Source organism: Pseudonocardia sp. UM4_GMWB1, assembly GCF_017312155.1.
Lineage (GTDB): Bacteria > Actinomycetota > Actinomycetes > Mycobacteriales > Pseudonocardiaceae > Pseudonocardia > Pseudonocardia alni.
Genome location: NZ_QJPN01000001.1, coordinates 1341738 through 1359290 on the forward strand (window position 1 = coordinate 1341738; position 17553 = coordinate 1359290).

Below are 17553 nucleotides of genomic sequence, written 5' to 3' on the forward strand. Positions count from 1 at the left end.
GGTTGTTAGCGTTCCGCGCGTGCCGAAGATCCTGACCAGCCTCCCCGTCGGCGAGCGCGTCGGCATCGCCTTCTCCGGTGGCCTCGACACCTCCGTCGCCGTCGCCTGGATGCGCGAGAACGGCGCGGTCCCCTACGCCTACACGGCCGACCTCGGACAGCCCGACGAGCCCGACCTCGTCGCCGTCCGCGAGCGCGCGCTGGAGTACGGCGCCGAGGCCGCCCGCGTCGTCGACTGCCGTCGTGCACTGGTCGACGAGGGCATCGCCGCGATCGCCTGCGGTGCCTTCCACATCCGCGCCGGCGGGATGCCCTACTTCAACACCACCCCGATCGGCCGCGCCGTCACCGGCACGCTGCTCGTCCGCGCCATGGCCGACGACGGCGTCTCCATCTGGGGCGACGGCTCGACCTTCAAGGGCAACGACATCGAGCGGTTCTACCGCTACGGCCTGCTCGCCAACCCCGCCCTGCGGATCTACAAGCCGTGGCTGGACGAGGCGTTCGTCGACCAGCTCGGCGGCCGCGCGGAGATGAGCGCCTGGCTGGGCGAGCGGGAGCTGCCCTACCGGGACTCCGCGGAGAAGGCGTACTCGACCGACGCCAACATCTGGGGTGCCACCCACGAGGCCAAGAGGCTCGAGCACCTCGACACCTCGATCGAGATCGTCGAGCCGATCATGGGCGTGCGGTTCTGGGACCCGGCCGTCGCGGTCGAGACCGAGGACGTCACCGTCGAGTGGGAGTCCGGTCGCCCCGTCGCGATCAACGGCACCCGCTACGACGACCCGGTCGCGCTGGTCGAGGAGGCCAACCGGATCGGTGGCCGGCACGGCCTGGGCATGACCGACCAGATCGAGAACCGGATCATCGAGGCCAAGAGCCGCGGCATCTACGAGGCCCCGGCGATGGCTCTGCTGTTCGTCACCTACGAGCGGCTCGTGTCGGCGATCCACAACCACGACTCGCTGTCGGCCTACGAGGAGCAGGGCCGCCGGCTCGGCAGGCTCCTCTACGAGGGGCGCTGGCTGGAGCCGCAGTCGCTGATGCTGCGCGAGTCCCTGACCCGCTGGGTCGGCAACGCGGTCACCGGGTCGGTCACGCTGCGGCTGCGCCGCGGCAACGACTGGTCGGTGCTCGACACCCGCGGCCCCGCCCTGGCCTACGTCGAGGACCGGCTCTCGATGGAGCGCGTCGAGGACGCCCCGTTCACCCCGGGCGACCGCATCGGCCAGCTCACCCTGCGCAACCTGGACCTGGCCGACTCCCGCGCCAAGCTGGAGCAGTACTCGGCCACCGGGATGCTCGGCGGCGAGTTCGGCACCTTCGTCGGCGAGATCGAGGCCGGGCGTGCGGCGGAGATCACCGCGACGCCGTCGGACCCCGACGCCGAGCAGGCCGAGGAGTCCCTCGACCGCGCCGCGATGGAGGCCGGGACCGACTGAGCCGGGCTCGGGACCGGGTCGCGACGGGCCGGGATGCGATGATCGGGGCCGTGCTACCCACGACCGACCCCGTACCCGGTCCGCGGCCCCGGCCCGGACCGGGCGCACCGGCGGCCGAGGCGGTGGTCGACCTCGACGCCGTCCGGCACAACACCCGGTACCTGTCGGGTCTCGCGTCCGGGGCCGAGACGATGGTCGTGGTCAAGGCCGACGGCTACGGCCACGGCGCCGCCGCCGTCGCACGGGCGGCGCTGTCGGCCGGGGCGACCCGGCTCGGGGTCGCCACCCTGGACGAGGCGCTCGCACTGCGGGCCGACGGTGTCGACGCGCCGTTGCTGTCCTGGCTGCACCTGCCCGACTCCGACTTCGCCGCCGCCGTCGCCGCCGGGGTGGAGCTGTCGGTGTCCGGCCGCGTGCACCTCGCCGCGGTGCTGGCCGGTGCCCGCGCCGCGGGCCGCCGGGTCCGGCTGCACCTCAAGGCCGACACCGGGCTGTCGCGCAACGGCTGTCCGCCCGGCGAGTGGCCCGCCCTGCTCGACGACGTCTCCGACGGCGTCGCCGACGGCACCTGCGAGGTCGTGGCCGTGTGGTCGCACCTGGCCGCCGCCGACGAGCCGGGCCAGCCCGCCGTCGACAGCCAGGCCGCGCGGCTGCACGCCGCCGCCGCGCTCGCCCGGGACCGCGGGTTCGTCCCGCAGCTGCACCTGTGCAACTCGGCGGGCCTGATGACCCGCCCCGACCTGCACCTCGACGTCGTCCGGCCGGGGATCGCCGTCTACGGGCTCGACCCGATCGCCAGCCCCTCCGACAGCCCGCTGCGCCCGGCGATGACGCTCCGCGGCCGGGTCGTGCTCACCAAGACCGTCGAGGCGGGCGAGGGCGTGTCCTACGGCCACGAGTGGGTCGCCCGCGAACCGCGCACGCTGGCACTGGTGCCGCTGGGCTACGCCGACGGCGTTCCGCGCCGGCTCAACGACGGCGGCCGGATGCGCGTGCGGATCGGCGGCACCGTCCGGCCGGTCGCCGGGCGGGTCTGCATGGACCAGTTCGTCGTCGACTGCGGGCGGCCGGGGGTACTGCCGGTCGCGATCGGCGACCCGGTCGAGCTGTTCGGCACCGGCGCCGACGGCGGACCGACGGCCCGCGAGTGGGCCGACGAGCTGGGCACCATCCACTACGAGATCGTCACGGGCGTCCGGGGGCGGGTGCGCCGCACGGTGTCCGACGGGCGCGGGGGAGTCGCATGAGCCGCAGGGGATGGACCGTCGCCGGGATCGCGGGCGGTGTGGTCGGCGCGGCGGGCGCCGCGGCCGGGGTCGGCGTCGCCGCGCAGCGACGCAAGATCGCCGCCACCCGGCGCAGCCTGGCCACCGAGATGTCCGCGCACGCCGGGACGCCGCCGGGCACCGTCGGCGAGGAGATGTCGGTGATGGCCGACGACGGCGTCCGCATCGCCTGCGAGGTGGTCGCGCCGGCCGACGGCTCGGAGCCCGCGCTGACGGTGGTGCTGGTGCACGGATTCGCCCTGGACCGGCGCACCTGGTCCGAGCAGCGGCCGCACCTGGCCGGGCTGACCGGCCCGTCGGTGCGGATGGTGCTCTACGACCAGCGCAGCCACGGCCGCTCCGAGCGGGCGCCCGCGGACTCCTGCACGATCGACCAGCTCGGCCGCGACCTGGACGCCGTCATCCGCGCGGTGGCCCCCGAGGGTCCGCTGGTGCTGGTGTCCCACTCGATGGGCGGCATGACCGTGATGGCGCTGGCCGAGCAGCACCCGGAGCTGTTCCACGAGCGCGTCGCCGGGGTGGCGCTGGTGTCGACCTCGGCGGGGGAGATGGCGTCCTCGGGGTTGCCGGGCACGTTCCTGTCCCGGCGCAACCCGGTCATCCGGACCCTCGGCGGGCTCGCCGCGTGGCAGCCCGGCCTGGTCGAGACGGGCCGGCGCGCGCTGGGCGACATCATCTGGGTGTTCACCAAGCGCTTCGCCTACGGCGACCGCCAGGTCGACCCGCGGATGGTCGACCTCGTCGACACGATGATCGACTCGAACGCCGTCGGCGCGCTCACCGACTTCGTCGACACCCTCGGCACCCACGACCGGCTCGCGGCGCTGCCCGGCCTGTCCGGCTGCGAGGTGCTCGTCCTGGCCGGCGACGGCGACCGGATCATCCCGTGGCGGCACAGCGAGGTCATCGCCGAGGCGGTCCCGACCGCCCGGCTGGTGCGCCTGCCCGGGGTCGGGCACATGCCGATGCTGGAGCAGCCCGAGGTCGTCGACGCCGAGCTCGACGCGCTGATCGCCCGCACCACCGAGCGCACCGCGGGCGGCGGGCTGCGCGCCAAGCGCCCGCCGCAGCTCACCGACACGACCGACGACGAGCAGGCCGAGGCGGGCGGTGCGCTGCAGGGGCTGCTGCGCAGCGCGGGCCGGGTCCGCCGGGGCAGCCGCATCCCGGCCCGGGCCGGCCGGTCCAGGAAGAAGGACCGGCCGTGATCCCCGCCCCCGGCGCGGACGCCGTCGTCACCGAGCTGCCGACCGTCGCCGACACCGAGTCCTTCGGCCGGACGGTCGGGCGCGAGCTGGTCGCCGGTGACGTCGTGCTCCTGGCGGGCCCGCTCGGCGCGGGCAAGACCGCCCTGGTCCGCGGCCTGGCCCGCGGGCTCGGGGTGACCGGCACGGTGGCCTCGCCGACGTTCGTGATCGCCCGCGAGCACCCCTCCGCGGGCGACGGCCCGGCCCTGGTGCACGTCGACGCCTACCGGCTGGGCGGCCCCGACGGGAACGTGGACGTCGCGGCCGAGCTGGACGACCTCGACCTCGACACCGAGCTGGACCGGGCGGTCGTCGCCGTCGAGTGGGGGGTCGGGGTCGCGGAGCGGCTCGCCGGGTCCGCGGTGACGATCACGCTGGAGCGCCGCGACGACGACACCCGGGTCGCGACGCTGCGCCGCACCGCGCGTCCGTAGGCTTGCCGGCGTGCTGGTACTGGCCCTCGACACCGCGACGACCGTGGTCACCGCCGGTCTCGTCGACCTCGGCCCCGACGGCGGGCCGCGGACCCTCGCCGCCCGCGCGCACGACGGCCGCCGCCACGGCGAGCTGCTGATGCCCGCGGTCCGTGCGCTGTGCGCCGAGGCGGGCCACGCGCTCGCCGAGGTCGGGGCGGTGGTCGTCGGCGCCGGTCCGGGCCCGTTCACCGGGCTGCGGGTCGGGATCGCCTCGGCCGCCGCGCTCGGCCACGCCCTCGACGTGCCGGTGCACGGCGTCGTCACCCACGACGCCCTGGCCTGGGGGCTGCACACCGGCGGGAACCTGCTGGTCGTCACCGACGCCCGGCGCAAAGAGGTCTACTGGGCCGCCTACGACGCGTCCGACCCCGCCGACGCCCGCTCGGTCCGCAGGCTGACCGGCCCGGCCGTCGAGGCCCCGGAGGCGCTGGCCGCGCGCCTGGACGAGCTGGCGATCGGCTCGGTGGCCGGCGATCCGTCGTTCGCCCAGCGGCTCGGCCGCGAGATCGGCGGCCCCGGCGCCCCGACCGTCGACGGGCTGGTCGGCGTCGCCGCGGCGGACCTGCTCGCCGGCCGGGCCCCCGCCCCGGTCGAGCCGCTCTACCTGCGCCGCCCCGACGCGGTCGAGCCGACCGGCCGCAAGCGCGTCACCGCGTGAACGCCACCGTCTCGCTGGGCCCGCTGTACCGGGCCGACGCGGCGCGCTGCGCGGAGCTGGAGAAGATCCTGTTCCCCGGGGACGACCCGTGGAACGCGCAGGCCTTCCGCGACGCCGTCTCCTCCGGCCAGCTCTACCTCGCCGCCCGCGCCGGTGACGAGCTGGTCGGCTACGCCGGGCTCGCCGTCGTCGCCGGGCCGCCGATGGCCGAGGCGGAGGTGCACACGATCGGCGTCGACCCGGCCTGGCAGGGCCACGGCATCGGCCGCGCGCTGCTGCGGGGGCTGCTCGCCGTCGCCGACGAGCTGGCGGCCACGGTGTTCCTGGAGGTGCGCACCGACAACGTCCCGGCCCGCACGCTGTACGAGAGCCACGGGTTCACCGTGGTCGGGCTGCGCAAGCGCTACTACCGGCCGTCGATGGCCGACGCCCACACGATGCGCCGCGACCGCGTGCCCAAGGCCGCTCAGGACGTCGCGGACAGGTAGGACAGCAGGCGCAGCTCGTCGTCGGTCAGCTCCAGGGTGAGCATCGGCAGCAGCTGTTCCAGCTGCTCGACGGTGCGTGCGCTCGCGATCGGCGCGGTCACCGCGGGCTGCGCGGCCAGCCAGGTCAGGGCGATCGCCGGGACCGGGACGCCGTAGCCGGCGGAGATCTCGTCGAGCCCGGCCAGCACGGCGCGGCCGCGGGAGTCCAGGTACGCCGCCGCGCCCTCGGCACGCGGGCCCTCCGGGGAGGGGGAGTCGGGCCGGTACTTGCCGGTCAGGAAGCCCTTGGCCAGCCCGTAGTACGGGTGGACGGCCAGCTTCTCCGACTCGGCGAGCGGGGCCAGACCTGCCTCGAAGGCGTCGCGCTCCATGAGGTTGTAGTGCGGCTGGATGGTGCTGAACGCGGTCAGCCCGTCGCGCGCGGAGATCTCCAGCGCCGAACGCAGCCGCTCCGGGGAGAAGTTCGACGCGCCGACCTCGCGGACCAGCCCCTCGCGGACCAGGGCGTCGAACGCGTCGAGGGTCTCCTCCTGCGCGGTCGCCTCGTCGTCGCGGTGGGCGTAGTAGAGGTCGATCCGATCGGTGCCCATGCGGCGCAGCGAGTCCCGCGCCGCGGCCGCGACGTTCTCCGCCGACAGGCCCTCCCGGCCGGGCAGGGCACCGACCTTCGTCGCGAGGTGCAGCGCGTCGCGGTTGCCGCGGGCGGCCATCCACTCGCCGAGGATCGTCTCGGACTCGCCGCCGGAGTTCCCCGGTGCGCGCCACATGTAGGAGTCCGCGGTGTCGATCATCCGTCCGCCGGCGGCGACGAACGCGTCGAGGACGGCGAACGAGGTCTCCCTGTCCGCCGTCCACCCGAAGACGTTCGCGCCGAGAACCAGGTCAGCCACGCGTCCCAACCTACTCCGCTACAGCGGTCGCAGGCCCGGCCGACGGTCCTCGGTCACGAACCGTCCGCGGGTCTGCACCGGGGCGCCCGGCTGCCTCACGAACGGCACCACCTTGAACTCGGCCTCCATCCGGTCCGCGGTGAACCGGGTGCTGACGTAGCCGCGGCGGTTGTTGTGGAACCGGATGTGCGGATTGTCGGCGAGGACGGCGTCGGAGCCGTTCTGCTTCTCCGAGCCGTCGCCGCCCGAGGTGATCGAGCTGGACACCAGCTCGGTGCCGACCACCGGCGAGGCGGGGTCGTCGAAGCGGCGCTTCACGTCGGCGCCCCAGTGCGCGTGCACATCGCCGGTGAGGACGACGAGGTTGCGTGCGCCGCCGCGCCGCGTGGCCGCGGTCCAGGAGTCGACGACGCGGTCCCGGGAGCCGGGATAGCCGTCCCACGCGTCGGGGTTGAAGCCGCGCCCGGCGCCCGGGGTGAAGTCGACCTGGGAGAAGAACACCTGCTGGCCCAGCACGTCCCAGCGGGCGCGGGAGCGGGCGAAGCCGTCGGCGATCCAGCGTTCCTGTGCCGACCCGGGCAGCGAGCGGGCCGGGTCGGTGCGTTCCGCGCAGTCGCTGCGGAAGGTGTCCCCGCACGGCTGGTCGCCGCGGTACTGGCGGGTGTCGAGCATGTGGAAGGTGACCAGCCCGCCCCAGCCGACGCGGCGGTACAGCCGCATGGCCGCGCCGCGGGGGCGCTGGGCGGCGCGCAGCGGCATGTTCTCCCAGTAGGCGCGGAACGCGGCGGCCCGCCGCGCGGTGAAGTCCCCGGGCGGGTCGAGCGGGAGCTCCCGCACGTCGCCGGCCCAGTTGTTCTCGACCTCGTGGTCGTCGAACACGACGAGCCAGGGCGTGGCCGCGTGCGCGGCCTGCAGGTCGGTGTCGGCGTGGTACTGGGCCAGTCGCTGCCGGTAGCCGGCCAGCGTCGTCGTCTCCGGTCCGGCGTGGTCGCGCACGTTCCCGCCGGGCGCGACGTAGTCCTGCGCCGGGTACTCGTAGACGTAGTCGCCCAGGTGCAGCAGCACGTCCGGACGCTCCTCGGCCATCCGCCGGTAGGCCGTGAAGAAGCCGTGCTCGAACTGCGAGCACGAGGTGAAGGCCATGTGCACCGGTGTCATCGACGCCGGTGGGGGCGCGGTGCGGGTGCGGCCGGAGTCGGAGACGGTGCGGCCCACCCGGAAGCGGTAGTGGTAGTCGCGGCCGGGACGCAGCCCCGGCACCTCGACGTGCACGCTGTGGCCCGCGTCCGGCCCGGTGCGGACCCGGCCGCGACGCACGACCCGGGTGAAGCGCTCGTCGTCGGCGACCTCCCACTCGACGTCGGTGGCGCGGTTCCCGAGCCCGCCCAGGCCGTCCTCGGCGACGGGGTCGGTGGCGAGCCGGGTCCACAACACGACCGAGGTCGGATCGGGTTCCCCGGAGGCCACGCCGAGCCCGAACGGGTCGCCCGGCGGCCGGGCCGGGGCGGGTCCGGGCGCCGCGGCGGCGGCGCCGGGCAGCAGGGGTGCGGCGGCGGTGACGGCGGCGGCGCTGAGTCCGGCGCGCAGCAGCGAACGGCGGGAGGTGATCACGATGTGCAGTGCAACGCTCCCGATCGAGTGACACCGGGCCGTCGGTCGACGAGTACGTGAACAACGGGCGACGACCGGGAACTCCCGACACGCCCGAACGGCGCGGTTGAGCCCCCGCTCGGCTTCTGGCACTCTCATGGATAGAGTGCCAACGCGCGCGGCGGACGACCTCCGCCCCGGCACCCGCGACGGCGGGGCGGGAGTCGCCACGTGCGCGCTGCTGACACCGCTAGAGAACCCGTGACACCGGATTCACCCCAGGAAGGGGAGGTCATCGTCGTGGCGAACATCAAGCCGCTCGAGGACAAGCTCGTCGTCCAGGCCAGCGAGGCGGAGACCACCACCGCCTCCGGCATCGTCATCCCGGACACCGCCAAGGAGAAGCCCCAGGAGGGCAAGGTCTTGGCCGTCGGCCCGGGCCGGGTGGACGACAACGGCAACCGCGTCCCGCTCGACGTGGCCGTCGGCGACGTCGTCATCTACTCGAAGTACGGCGGCACCGAGGTCAAGTACAACGGCGAGGAGTACCTGATCCTCTCCGCGCGCGACGTGCTGGCCGTCGTCAACTGACGCGAGGCATCGCCTGACGTACCGCCCCGGGTGGTCCACCCTCACGGGTGGCCCGCACCGGGGCGGTCGCGTCTCTCCCCCGAGAACCCGAGTATCCCGAGAGGTAGCGAGAACAAGACATGGCGAAGCAGATCAGCTTCGACGAGGAGACCCGTCGCGCGCTCGAGCGCGGCGTGAACCAGCTCGCCGACGCGGTGAAGGTGACGCTCGGCCCGCGCGGCCGGCACGTCGTCATCGACAAGAAGTTCGGCGGCCCGACCGTCACCAACGACGGCGTCACCATCGCCCGTGAGGTCGACCTCGAGGACCCGTACGAGAACCTCGGCGCGCAGCTGGCGAAGACCGTCGCCACCAAGACCAACGACGTCGCGGGCGACGGCACCACCACCGCCACCGTGCTCGCCCAGGCGCTGGTGAAGGAGGGACTGCGCAACGTCGCGGCCGGTGCCGCACCGTTCGCGCTGGGCCAGGGCATCGCCGCGGCCTCGGCCAAGGTGTCCGAGGTGCTGCTGGCGAAGGCCACCCCGGTCGACGCCAAGAGCCACATCGCGCAGGTCGGCGCCATCGCCTCGCGCGAGCAGGAGATCGGCGACCTGATCGCCCAGGCCATCAACACCGTCGGCAAGGACGGCGTGATCACCGTCGAGGAGGGCTCCACCCTCTCGACCGAGCTGGAGATCACCGAGGGTCTGCAGTTCGACAAGGGCTACCTGTCGCCGTACTTCGTTACCGACTCCGAGTCCATGGAGGCGGCGCTCGACGACCCGTACATCCTGCTGCACCGCGACAAGATCGGGTCCATCCAGGATCTGCTGCCGCTGCTGGAGAAGGTGCTCGGCGAGGGCAAGCCGCTCCTGATCATCGCCGAGGACGTCGAGGGCGAGGCGCTGTCCACCCTGGTCGTCAACTCGATCCGCAAGACCGTCAAGGTCGCCGCGGTCAAGTCGCCGTTCTTCGGTGACCGCCGCAAGGCGTTCATGGACGATCTCGCGGTCGCCACCGGCGGTCAGGTCATCAACCCCGAGGTCGGCCTGAAGCTGAACGAGGCCGGGCTCGAGCTGCTGGGCCGCGCGCGGCGCGTCGTCGTCACCAAGGACGCCACCACGATCGTCGAGGGCGCCGGCTCCAAGGCCGACGTCGAGGGTCGTGTCGCGCAGCTCAAGCGCGAGATCGAGGAGTCCGACTCCGACTGGGACAAGGAGAAGCTCCAGGAGCGCCTGGCCAAGCTCTCCGGCGGCGTCGCGGTCATCAAGGCCGGTGCCGCCACCGAGACCGCGCTCAAGGAGCGCAAGCACCGCATCGAGGACGCCGTCGCGGCGACCCGTGCGGCGGTCGAGGAGGGCATCGTCCCCGGCGGTGGCTCCGCGCTGGTGCACGCCGCGGCGGAGCTCGCCGATGGCCTGGGCCTGACCGGTGACGCCGCGACCGGTGTCGCGATCGTCCGCAGGGCACTGTCGGCGCCGCTGTTCTGGATCGCCGAGAACGGTGGCGACGAGGGCGCGATCGTCGTGTCCCGCGTCGCCGAGGGCGGCTGGGGGACCGGGTACAACTCGGCCACCCGCTCCTACGGCGACCTGCTGGCCGACGGCGTCATCGACCCGGTCAAGGTGACCCGGTCGGCGGTGGAGAACGCCGCGTCCATCGCGCGCATGGTGCTGACCACCGAGAGCGCCGTGGTGGACAAGCCGGAGAAGGCCGACCCGGCCCCGGCCGGTGGCCACGGGCACGGCCACGGTCACTGATCCGGTCCGAGCACGACGACGGCGGGCGACCCTCGGGTCGCCCGCCGTTGTGCGTTGCGGGGCAGGGAGTGTGTGTGCCGTCCGACGGGAGATGGGAGCCCCCGCGGGTCGGGGCCCTCTCAGGCGGTGTGAACGGGAATCCCCACCGGCTGGACGGTCGCCTCGGCGGCGACCTTGAGCGTGCGGCGCGGACCGCGGATGATCGCGTCCCGCTCGGACTCGGACAGGCCGCCCCAGATGCCGTAGGGCTCGTGCACCTTCAGTGCGTGCTCGCGGCACTGCTGCACCACGGGGCACTCGGAACAGACCTGCTTCGCTCGGGTCTCACGACGGGCCCGGGCGGGACCTCGCTCACCCTCGGGATGGAAGAAGAACGCGCTGTCCATCCCCCGGCAGGCTCCCTCCATCTGCCAGTCGTAGATGTCGGCGACCGGGCCGGGAAGCCTCCGGATGTCCGCCATGTTCGTCACCTGCCTTCGCTATCGAACCTGACGACGCTCAGATTCCCTGGCCATGGCGGCCGCAAACCTGATTCGAGGTGAACGATGGTGCACGTCCGACAGGGTGGTGCACGGCGAGTGCCCTCGGCGGAGGTACGGGCCCTGCTCGCCGGGGCGGCGACGGACCGGGAGGTGGCCGCGGCGGGCCGCCCGGACGGGCCGGCGGAGCTGCGGTGGGCGGCCGCCGTCGCCCGGGGCGGCTCCGGGCACTACGCGGCCGCGGCCGCGCTGCTCGACGGGGTGCGCCGCGACCCGTCTACCGGGGTCGTGCCGCGGGCGCACGCGACCGTCACCCGGGCCTCGCACCTGCGCCAGCTCGGCGGGCACCGCGCAGCGGCCGCACTCGACGGCGCCACCCTCCGGCTGGTGCTGCCGGGCGCGGGGACCCCGGGCGACCCCGGGCCGTGGGGCCTCGACCGCGCCGCGGCCGTCGCCGACGCGCTGACCGGGCTCGCCGCCGACGCGCTCGGCCGCCTCGACGCGGCGACCGCCGCCGTGCTGCTGCGCCGGGCCGGGCCGTGGTGCGGCCCGCACGGTCACCGCACCCGGGTGCGCCATGGCTGGGTGACCGCGGAGACCGCACTGGTCGCGGGCGACCCGGCCGCTGCGCTCGCCGCCGCCGACGAGGCGCTGGCCGGGGCGCGGGCGCTCGGGTCCGCGCGGCACGTGCTCAAGAGCCGCCTGGTCCGGGCGGTCGTCGCCGGGGTGGCGGGGCAGGTCCGGGCGGACGTCGTCGCCGAGCTGGACGCGGTGGCCGCGGACGCGCTCGTACACGGACTGCTACCGCTGCACCGCCCTGCGCTGCTCGCCCGGGCCGACCTCACCGGGCCGGCACCGGGGCCGGACGGGGCACCGGACCCGGCCGGAGGTGGTCCGGATGCCGTACCCGCTCGGCCGCACCGCGGGCGCCGCGGGGCCGATCGGGCGATGCCGGAGGCCGGTTCCGGACCGGTCGCCGGAGCGCGACACGCCGGAGCGTCACCGTTCGATACGCGCAGTCGCCGAGCGGGTGCGGAGGGTCGCCGACATGCGGTGTTGCACACGGTGAGCGTCCTCTATACGCGAAGTGACCGTAGCGGGCGAGAACTGCTGCGGGAGTAGTGCCCGGAGCCGGGCCCGGACGATGTACCGTACGGACTACTCCATTCGGCGACGCTTCACCCACATGACGCTGATGCACGTGGGTCAGAGCGCCGAACGGAGGGCACAAAATCGCCCCGACCGTGTCAAGGTGAGAGTGTCACCCGCCGATTCGGAGGGTGAAGAATCACCCGGCTGCAGGAAGCTGCAGGAAGGAATCGTCGTGACGACGGTACTCATCTGCGACGATCGTCGCAGCGTCCGCGAGGGACTGACTCGCGTCATGTCCGCGGTCCCGGGGGTCCAGCGCATCGACTGCGTCGCCCACGGGGACGAGCTCCTCGCCCGCTACGCCCGCCAGTCCGTCGACGTCGTCCTGGTCGGGACGCAGCGTGCTGTGCCCACCGGGGTGGAGGCCACCCGGCGACTGGTGGCCGCCCACCCGCAGGCCAACGTCATCGTCTTCGGAGCCCCGGACGACGCCGGCAGCATCGCCGCCGCCATCGCCGGTGGGGCACGCGGTTACCTGCGCTGGGACGCCTCGCGTCCCGAGCTGGTCGCCGCGCTGGCACACACCCTGGCCAGCACCTCGGTGCCGACCCCGCGCGTCCCCACCGACCCGGGGGTCCAGCTCACCGAGCGTGAGCTCCAGGTGCTGCGCGGGATGAGCCAGGGCAAGAGCAACGGCCAGATCGGCCGCGAGCTCTACCTCTCCGAGGACACCGTGAAGACCCACGCCCGCCGGCTGTTCCGCAAGCTCGGCGTCCGTGACCGCGCACAGGCCGTGGCCCACGGCTTCCGGCGCGGCCTGGTGTCCTGACCGGGCCCCCACCCGGAACGGCACGAGAACGCACCACCGAGCGACCGACCCCGAACCGGCCGCTCCACCCACTCGCCCGCGGGTGGGCATCGTGAGCCGGACCGACCCCCGCGGTCCGGCTCCACGCCCGGACATCCCCGTGTCCGGCCCACGCACCCGGGCCGCTGCAGACCCCCGCGGCCCGCACCCGGGGCACCACGCCCGGGACCCCCGCCCCGACCGGCTCCGGCCGGCCCGGCGCCCGGTGACGGGACGCCGGTCGTGCTCCCCGCGACCGGACCCCGCCGGAGCGCGGCCGCCTCGGCGGGACCGATGACGGATCCGCCGGACGCCGTAACCGTCCGCGTCCGATCGGCCCTCGTCCGACGAGCGGTCGGGGGGACGCCGGGAATCGACCTCCGTCGTCCCTCTCGTCCCTGGTGTCACATGCGCCGCCGCAGCCCCGCGACCCCACGGCGACCCGTCCGGACTCCGCGCCGAACCGGGCGCGACCCGCGCCGGGCGGTCCACGGCCGGTGATCGGGCGCGGACGATCTTCACTGTGTCCGGTGACCGCAAATCTGCGGTGGGTGACGAACCGCTCGCCGACCGTGGTCGCCCCGTGGCCGTGTTCCGGCGTGGCCCCGCGCAACCCGGAATAGTGCACGATCGTCTGATCTGACATGGAGCGACTCCCGTCGGCGAGCCCCGCTCGGATACGGTGGATCCGAGCCGATCCCACCTGCGTGAACGCGGGTTGCCTCCACGATCGGATGACACTGCTGGAAGCTCGTAACGCCTGGGCGGTTCCCCACGATGAGTGAATCAAGAGACGTTCCCGACGAGTGGATCGAAGCGGCCATGGCCGGCGATCGGTCCGCGGTCGAGCGCGTTCTCGCCATGATTCGGCCCCTCGTCGTGCGCTACTGCCGCGCCCGTCTGGGGACCGACCGAGGGTCCGTCTCGGCGGACGATGTCGCCCAGGAGGTCTGCGTGGCCGTGCTCACGGCGTTGCCGGGGTATCGGGTGCAGGGTCGCCCGTTCCTCGCCTTCGTCTACGGCATCGCGTCCCACAAGGTCATCGACGCGCACCGGGCTGCGTCCCGGAACCGCTCGGAACCGATGGCCGACGTGCCGGACCGCATGGAGTCGTCCGACGGTCCGGAGTCCCGGGCCCTGCAGGTGGAACTGTCGAAGGAGATGTCCAAGCTCCTGGAGATCCTTCCGGACAAGCATCGGGAGATCATCGTGTTGCGCGTGGTCGTGGGTCTGTCCGCGGAGGAGACCGCGGCAGCCGTCGGCTCCACCCCGGGCGCCGTCCGCGTCGCCCAGCACCGGGCGCTGGCCCGGCTGAGGAAGATGATGAGTGAGGAGGTGGTCCGGGATGCGTGACCAGGGTCCGCACGGTCCGGGCTTCCCCCCGCCGCCCGGTGAGGGCTGGGAGCGCCCGCCCGCACCGGTGACGCGTGGCCGCTTCGGCGAGCCCCGCCCTCCCCGTACCAACGGCCACACCAACGGCCACTCGCATCCGCTCGGGCACCGGGGTCACCCGGTGCCTTTCGACGGGCGCACCGTCCCGCAGCCGGCCGTGCAGCGGCACGCCGCCCGCGCCGACGAGTGGGACGACCTCGACGGCGTCGAGGACGACGGCCCGATCGACCTCGTCGAGCTCCAGGCCGACGACGAGCTGATCAACGCCCTGTCCTCCGGGCTCGGCGTGTCCGGCCCCGGCCGGCGCGGCTACGACGTCGACGACCACCTGACCGCGATGCTCTCGTCCTGGAAGGACGAGGTCGAGCGCGACCCGATCCCGCAGCTCCTCGACACCGACGAGGCCGTGCAGATCCTGCAGCCGGCGAAGCCGTCGCGGAAGGTCTCCTTCCTGCGTCCGCTCGTCGCCGCCGCGGCGGTCGCGGCATGTGCGCTGGCCGTCGTCTCGATCAGTGCGCACGAGGCCCAGCCGGGCGACGCCCTGTGGGGTGTCTCCCGGGTGCTCTACAGCGAGCGCGCCGAACAGGTGCAGGCCGCGACCACGCTGCGCGAGGGCATCGAGCGGGTCAACGCCAAACTCGCCGCCGGGGACACCGTCGGTGCGCAGCAGGAACTCGCCGCGCTCGGCCCGCTGGTGGACCGCACCGCGCCCGACCTGCGCAACGACTTCGAGCAGCAGAACCGCTTCCTGAGCCAGAAGGTCGCCGAGACCCCGCCGGGCACGCCGACCGACCCACGGTCGCCGCTGCGCGACGGGACCCCGGCCCCGCCGCCCCCGGTCTCCGAGGGCGACGAGGACACCCCGGCGCCGGACCCGCGTCCGACGCAGGGAGCGACCACCCCGGGCGGCCCGACCTCCCCGGAGGGCACCACCGACCCGTCCGTGCTGAACGGGCCGGGTGAGACGTCGCCCACGACGTCGCCGTCGCCGTCGGAGACCTCGCCGACGACGGAGGGCCAGGCGGACCCGACGACGCCGACGACGGCGCCCACGACCCGGCCCACCGCGGCCGGGGAGGGACAGGCCGACCCCTCGGACGACACCACGCCCCCGCCGTCGTCGACGACGACCGGTGCGGTGAGCAGCACACCGAACTGACGCGGTCCGGCACGCAGCACGGCGACGGGCCCCGGAGGATCTCCTCCGGGGCCCGTCGTATGTCTCCGGGGTGCCGCGCTCAGTCGGCGAGGGTCGCGTCGGCGTACCCGCGGCAGTACTCCCACGTGACGTAGTACGCCGGGTCCGGGTCGTAGGCCGGCTCGTGCGGCCGCATCCGGCCCTCGTCGAGCAACTGCTGCAGGCTCGCGCGCAGCAGGTTCCACTCGTGGAAGTGCTGTTCGCCGCAGTCCGCGCAGTCGACGACGATCCCGCGGACGCCACGGCCCGCCAGCAGCGCCTGGTACACGGCGAGGTCCGCCAGGTCGGCCAGGATCTCGCCGCGGTCGGTCTCGTTCAACGGGGGGACATCGGAGTCACCGGAACCCGGCCACGGGCCGTCACCACGGTCGTCGTAGGCCTGCATCGAGAGCGCAGGGTCATCCGGGTCTCCGGCGAACGGGTCCGGTGGCAGCGCCTCTGGTGACACGGCGTACACGGTACCGGTGCAGGGGGGTCGGGCCCCGGCCCACCCCGGGGTGGTGGACGTACGATGGCGGCCTGCGGCGGGAGCCCGCCGTCAGCGTCGACCGCACCGCCTCGACAACACTGCTTCGACCGCAAGAGGAGCCCCGGAGAGATGACGAGCGAGATGGGCGGCCTGCCGGACAAGTTCGCGATGCTCGGACTGACCTTCGACGACGTGCTGCTGCTGCCCGCCGAGTCGGACGTGATCCCCAGCTCGGCCGACACGTCGAGCCAGGTGACCCGCCGGGTGCGGGTCCAGGTGCCGCTGGTCTCGTCCCCGATGGACACCGTCACCGAGTCCCGGATGGCCATCGCGATGGCCCGCGCCGGCGGTCTCGGCGTGCTGCACCGCAACCTTTCCCCGGACGCTCAGGCGGCCCAGGCCGAGGTCGTGAAGCGGTCCGAGGCCGGCATGGTGACCGACCCGGTGACCTGCAGCCCCGACGCGACGCTGGCCGACGTCGACGCCCTGTGCGCCAAGTTCCGGATCTCCGGTGTGCCGGTGACCGACGAGACCGGCCGGCTGGTGGGGATCATCACCAACCGCGACATGCGCTACGAGGTCGACACCGACCGGCCCGTGTCGGAGGTCATGACCCGCGCGCCCCTGGTGACGGCCAAGGTCGGCGTCACCGCGGAGGCCGCGCTGGGCCTGCTGCGCCGGCACAAGCTGGAGAAGCTGCCCATCGTCGACGGCGACGACATGCTGCGCGGCCTCATCACGATCAAGGACTTCAACAAGACCGAGCAGTACCCGCTGGCGACCAAGGACCCGGACGGGCGGCTCGTCGTCGCCGCCGCGGTCGGGGTCGGCGACGACGCCTACGCCCGCTCGATGCAGCTCGTCGAGGCCGGTGTGGACGTCCTGATGGTCGACACCGCGCACGGCCACTCCCGCCGGGTGCTGGAGACCGTCGCGAAGCTGCGCGCCGAGGTCGGCGACCACGTCGACGTCGTCGGCGGCAACGTCGCCACCTACGAGGGCGCCAGGGCGCTCGTCGAAGCGGGCGCGGACGCGGTGAAGGTCGGCGTCGGGCCGGGCTCGATCTGCACCACCCGCGTCGTCGCCGGGGTCGGCGCCCCGCAGATCACCGCGATCTACGAGGCCACCCGGGCGTGCGCCCCGGCCGGCGTCCCGGTCATCGGCGACGGCGGCATCCAGTACTCCGGCGACGTCGCCAAGGCCATCGCGGCCGGCGCGTCGACGGTCATGCTGGGCTCGCTGCTGGCCGGCACCGCGGAGTCGCCCGGCGAGGTCGTGCTCGTCGGCGGCAAGCAGTTCAAGACCTACCGCGGGATGGGCTCGCTCGGCGCCATGCAGGGCCGTGCCGGTGCCGCGGGCCGGTCCTACTCCAAGGACCGCTACGCCCAGGACGACGTGCTCAGCGAGGACAAGCTCGTCCCCGAGGGCATCGAGGGCCGGATCCCGTTCCGCGGGCCGCTGTCCTCGGTCGTGCACCAGCTCGGCGGCGGGCTGCGCTCGGGCATGGGCTACGTCGGCGCGCAGACCATCCCGGACCTGCAGCAGGCGCGCCTGGTGCGGATCACCGCGGCCGGTCTCAAGGAGAGCCACCCGCACGACATCACGATGACCGTCGAGGCCCCGAACTACGCCGCCCGGTAGTGACGGGGGCCCCAGCACCATCC

Annotated in this window: 17 protein-coding genes; 13 read left to right on the forward strand and 4 right to left on the reverse strand. The window is 74.1% G+C overall.

Going from position 1 to position 17553, the window contains the following annotated elements; all coding sequences use genetic code 11:
• Positions 1-19 precede the first annotated feature (19 nt).
• The 6 genes from argG to rimI are packed head-to-tail and all read left to right on the forward strand — an operon-like array spanning position 20 to position 5599.
• A complete protein-coding gene (argG, locus tag DMP15_RS06625; RefSeq protein ID WP_073576440.1) occupies positions 20-1444 on the forward strand; it encodes an argininosuccinate synthase in 1425 nt (474 codons plus the stop codon).
• 38 nt (positions 1445-1482) lie between these two features.
• Entirely contained in the window at positions 1483-2691 is a 1209-nt protein-coding gene (alr, locus tag DMP15_RS06630) for an alanine racemase (RefSeq protein WP_435827700.1), read from the forward strand.
• A complete protein-coding gene (locus DMP15_RS06635) occupies positions 2688-3938 on the forward strand; it encodes an alpha/beta fold hydrolase (protein WP_100878719.1) in 1251 nt (416 codons plus the stop codon). The genes alr and DMP15_RS06635 overlap by 4 nt, the downstream gene beginning before the upstream one ends.
• A complete protein-coding gene (tsaE, locus tag DMP15_RS06640) occupies positions 3935-4411 on the forward strand; it encodes a tRNA (adenosine(37)-N6)-threonylcarbamoyltransferase complex ATPase subunit type 1 TsaE (protein WP_073576438.1) in 477 nt (158 codons plus the stop codon). Before DMP15_RS06635 ends, tsaE begins: the two co-directional genes overlap by 4 nt.
• 10 nt (positions 4412-4421) lie before the next feature.
• Positions 4422-5111 carry a tRNA (adenosine(37)-N6)-threonylcarbamoyltransferase complex dimerization subunit type 1 TsaB gene (gene tsaB, locus DMP15_RS06645; RefSeq protein ID WP_179761834.1) on the forward strand — a complete coding sequence of 230 codons (690 nt, stop codon included), beginning with the start codon at positions 4422-4424 and terminating at the stop codon, positions 5109-5111.
• A complete protein-coding gene (gene rimI / locus DMP15_RS06650; RefSeq protein WP_161152245.1) occupies positions 5108-5599 on the forward strand; it encodes a ribosomal protein S18-alanine N-acetyltransferase in 492 nt (163 codons plus the stop codon). Before tsaB ends, rimI begins: the two co-directional genes overlap by 4 nt.
• Here rimI and DMP15_RS06655 read toward each other — a convergent pair.
• The gene (locus DMP15_RS06655) at positions 5578-6489 is read right to left on the reverse strand and encodes an aldo/keto reductase (protein WP_073576435.1); all 912 of its coding nucleotides are present in this window, start codon (positions 6487-6489) and stop codon (positions 5578-5580) included. The two genes, rimI and DMP15_RS06655, sit on opposite strands and share 22 nt — an antisense overlap.
• A gap of 18 nt (positions 6490-6507) precedes the next feature.
• Positions 6508-8100: an alkaline phosphatase D family protein gene (locus tag DMP15_RS06660; RefSeq protein WP_337825546.1), complete on the reverse strand. Its 1593-nt coding sequence runs from the start codon at positions 8098-8100 to the stop codon at positions 6508-6510.
• Positions 8101-8379: 279 nt separating this feature from the next.
• On the opposite strand from DMP15_RS06660, the gene groES reads away from it, so the two are divergent.
• Together groES and groL are read left to right on the forward strand one after the other, a co-directional pair.
• Complete coding sequence (gene groES, locus DMP15_RS06665) at positions 8380-8670, forward strand: co-chaperone GroES (RefSeq protein ID WP_020623960.1); 291 nt, start codon at positions 8380-8382, stop codon at positions 8668-8670.
• 119 nt (positions 8671-8789) lie between these two features.
• On the forward strand, positions 8790-10412 hold the full coding sequence (groL, locus tag DMP15_RS06670; protein ID WP_073576434.1) for a chaperonin GroEL: 1623 nt from the start codon (positions 8790-8792) through the stop codon (positions 10410-10412).
• A gap of 119 nt (positions 10413-10531) precedes the next feature.
• On the opposite strand, the gene DMP15_RS06675 is transcribed toward groL, so the two are convergent.
• On the reverse strand, positions 10532-10873 hold the full coding sequence (locus tag DMP15_RS06675) for a WhiB family transcriptional regulator (RefSeq protein ID WP_337825547.1): 342 nt from the start codon (positions 10871-10873) through the stop codon (positions 10532-10534).
• A gap of 117 nt (positions 10874-10990) precedes the next feature.
• Between DMP15_RS06675 and DMP15_RS06680 the strand changes: the two genes are divergently transcribed.
• The 4 genes from DMP15_RS06680 to DMP15_RS06695 all read left to right on the forward strand — a co-directional run bounded on the left by DMP15_RS06680 (position 10991) and on the right by DMP15_RS06695 (position 15381).
• On the forward strand, positions 10991-12013 hold the full coding sequence (locus DMP15_RS06680) for a hypothetical protein (protein ID WP_337825548.1): 1023 nt from the start codon (positions 10991-10993) through the stop codon (positions 12011-12013).
• A 202-nt stretch (positions 12014-12215) separates the two neighbouring features.
• Complete coding sequence (locus tag DMP15_RS06685) at positions 12216-12812, forward strand: response regulator transcription factor (protein WP_010225624.1); 597 nt, start codon at positions 12216-12218, stop codon at positions 12810-12812.
• Between the two features lie 795 nt (positions 12813-13607).
• Complete coding sequence (locus DMP15_RS06690; RefSeq protein WP_073576432.1) at positions 13608-14183, forward strand: sigma-70 family RNA polymerase sigma factor; 576 nt, start codon at positions 13608-13610, stop codon at positions 14181-14183.
• A gap of 160 nt (positions 14184-14343) precedes the next feature.
• A complete protein-coding gene (locus DMP15_RS06695; RefSeq protein ID WP_337825549.1) occupies positions 14344-15381 on the forward strand; it encodes an anti-sigma-D factor RsdA in 1038 nt (345 codons plus the stop codon).
• Positions 15382-15460: 79 nt separating this feature from the next.
• On the opposite strand, the gene DMP15_RS06700 is transcribed toward DMP15_RS06695, so the two are convergent.
• Positions 15461-15868: a DUF5319 domain-containing protein gene (locus DMP15_RS06700; protein WP_073576855.1), complete on the reverse strand. Its 408-nt coding sequence runs from the start codon at positions 15866-15868 to the stop codon at positions 15461-15463.
• Between the two features lie 150 nt (positions 15869-16018).
• On the opposite strand from DMP15_RS06700, the gene guaB reads away from it, so the two are divergent.
• Positions 16019-17530 (forward strand): IMP dehydrogenase, encoded by a 1512-nt coding sequence (gene guaB / locus DMP15_RS06705; RefSeq protein ID WP_073576430.1) that lies wholly within the window; start codon positions 16019-16021, stop codon positions 17528-17530.
• Positions 17531-17553: the final 23 nt, after the last annotated feature.

Coding starts and splice junctions, on each gene's coding strand:
- groL (WP_073576434.1), top strand. CDS start 8,790: ATGGCGAAGCAGATCAGCTTCGACGAGGAGACCCGTCGCGCGCTCGAG.
- DMP15_RS06635 (WP_100878719.1), top strand. CDS start 2,688: ATGAGCCGCAGGGGATGGACCGTCGCCGGGATCGCGGGCGGTGTGGTC.
- guaB (WP_073576430.1), top strand. CDS start 16,019: ATGACGAGCGAGATGGGCGGCCTGCCGGACAAGTTCGCGATGCTCGGA.
- DMP15_RS06690 (WP_073576432.1), top strand. CDS start 13,608: ATGAGTGAATCAAGAGACGTTCCCGACGAGTGGATCGAAGCGGCCATG.
- DMP15_RS06675 (WP_337825547.1), bottom strand. CDS start 10,873: ATGGCGGACATCCGGAGGCTTCCCGGCCCGGTCGCCGACATCTACGAC.
- alr (WP_435827700.1), top strand. CDS start 1,483: ATGATCGGGGCCGTGCTACCCACGACCGACCCCGTACCCGGTCCGCGG.